This is a genomic window from Trichocoleus sp. ST-U1 (assembly GCF_039961835.1).
GTDB lineage: Bacteria > Cyanobacteriota > Cyanobacteriia > Cyanobacteriales > FACHB-T130 > FACHB-T130.
Genome location: NZ_JAMPJZ010000167.1, coordinates 1 through 2,366, shown reverse-complemented (window position 1 = coordinate 2,366; position 2,366 = coordinate 1). Strand labels below are relative to the sequence as shown.

Annotated in this window: 2 protein-coding genes; one reads left to right on the top strand and one right to left on the bottom strand. The window is 44.5% G+C overall.

Going from position 1 to position 2,366, the window contains the following annotated elements; translation table 11 throughout:
• On the top strand, positions 1 to 734 hold a 734-nt coding region (locus tag NDA06_RS26550; RefSeq protein ID WP_348251952.1), incomplete at its 5' end, for an iron-containing redox enzyme family protein.
• Between the two features lie 92 nt (positions 735 to 826).
• Here NDA06_RS26550 and NDA06_RS26545 read toward each other — a convergent pair.
• The coding region (locus NDA06_RS26545; protein ID WP_348251951.1) for an alpha/beta fold hydrolase at positions 827 to 2,366 on the bottom strand (1,540 nt) is incomplete at its 5' end.

Sequence of the window (2,366 nt, the reverse complement as noted above, 5' to 3'; positions counted from 1 at the left end):
AAGTCATGCAGCTCCTATACAATTGCTCGATTGCTACCGAGAGAAAAGTAGGACTTCACCAATTGTATGTAGAAGATATAGTGAGATGCACCACGCTATCAGAAGCAGTGCTGATGGTAAATAAGGCTTATGATTTCCACCGTCATCCTTACTTTATGTGGATGCAGGCACCCTCTACCTCACGGGCACAATTTCTTTGCACACAGCTACCAATTTGTTTTGCAATTGAGTCATTTTCGCAATCATTAGCGGCAGTTTTGGCTCGGACTCCAGTATTAGAACGGCGACTTTCGGTGATGGAAAACGTGGCTGAAGAACATGGTCACGGCAATTTATTGAACTCTCACAAATACACCTTCCGCCAATTTTTGCGGGCTTTAGGTGCCACTCCAGAAGATTTAGAAATACCCTGTCCTGCATCAGTGTTAGCTTTCAATCATTCACTTCTGGGCTACTGTCTGACGCAATCAAGTGAAGCGGGTGGAGCCGCTTTGGGGATGCTGGAGCATCTGTATTCGAGTGTTAGTGGGATGATCGCCCGCACGATTAACGAGCGAGGTTGGGCAGCGCCGGGTAGCCAGTCACACTATACTGTCCACGAGGAACTTGACGTAGAACACGCACGAGAACTGTTGGTTTTGGCAGAACCCTATTGGGAGGAGCCACGCAACCGCGCGCATGTTGCTCAAGGGCTGGTGCTGGGTGCCCACTACTTATGGGCTTTGTACGAATAAGACGCCACGGGAAGAGCGATCGCTGTACTGTGTGATGTAGCGATCGCTCTTCCCGTCTAACATCTTCCAGCTTCTACCCATTGAGGTTTAATTTAACTTCCGACCTGTGCATTCTTAATACAGGTTCTTAACTGTTCGGTGAGAACCTGGACATGGGGTTTCTTGAGCATGGTTAGGTGATTGCCAGGAATGTTATAAATTTCCACTCCTCCTCCAGCTAGCTCGCCCCAACCCATACTTGGATCTTGATTCGCAGCGATATTTTGTTCGCTATTTTTCAAAAGAGTAATTTTGCTAGGATAGACTTGCGGCACATAGCTAAGCGCTGCTTGACTATTCGCTTGAAAAACCCTAAGTATCGATTTACTTCTTAATTCTTTTAATATTCGTTTTTTAGATTCTTTAGAGATTAGCTTGCTTTGGGGCTTGTCGGTAGCGGCTATAAGATAAAAATAATCCATAAAATAAGGCCATATATGTCGCGCTACTGTGTTCATCAGAAACTTTAAACCGTCCCCGAAGGAAGGTTTGTTGTTAGAAACTGGGGCTGAAGTATCCAGTACAGCAAGTAGAGCTACTTTTTGCCCAGATTTCTGCAATTGTTGAGCCATTTCAAAAGCAACCAAACCTCCAAAAGACCAACCTCCTAAAAAATAAGGGCCATTCGGCTGCACTGCACGTAAGGCATCAATATAATAAGCCGCTATATCCTCAATACGAGTTAATGGGGATTGTTCTCCGTCCATACCCAGAGGTTGTAGCCCATAAAATGGTTGTTCTGTCCCCAAATGATATGCGACTTCATAATAAGGAAAGACGACTCCTAAAATGGGATGAACGCAAAAGAAAGGTGGATTTTGACCTTTAGGCTGAATTGCAACTAAGGGCGACCAATACGGAGAATCAATTTCGGGAGATAGCGCCCTTGCTAGACCTTCAAGGGTTGGATTTAAGAACAGGGTAGACAGCGGTAATTCGCGCTCAAATTGCTTGCGTATCTGCTCCATGAGGGTGATACTCAGCAGCGAATTTCCCCCTAAATCGAAGAAGTTATCGTAAATACTTACACGCTCGATGTTAAGAACTTTAACCCAGATTTTGGCGAGGACTGACTCAGTAGGATTACGAGGTTCAATGTAAGCCTTATCTAGGGTTTGGCTAGTTGAATTATCGGGTTCGGGTAAGTTCCGACGATCGACTTTGCCATTAGGTGTTAAAGGCAGAGCTTCTATCATGACAAAAGCTGAAGGAACCATGTATTCTGGCAACTTCTTCCTTAGGAAATCACGGAGTTCAATGATTGTAGGGGTAAAATTTTGGGCTGGCACAATATAAGCGATTAAACGCTTATCACCAGATATCTCTGTAGCAATTACCACCGTTTCTCTGACTGTCGGATGCTGAGTCAGCAGTGCCTCAATCTCTCCTAATTCGATGCGGAAACCGCGAATTTTTACTTGGTCATCAAGGCGACCTAAAAATTCAATGTTGCCGTCTGGTCGATAACGAGCTAAATCGCCGGTTTTATAAAGACGATCCTCCCTACCCCCCTTTAAAAGGGGGGAGAAAAAAGAATTTTTTCGGGTTTCTTCTTCATTTTCTATTTTTGCCTTTTTGAAAGGATTAAGAATA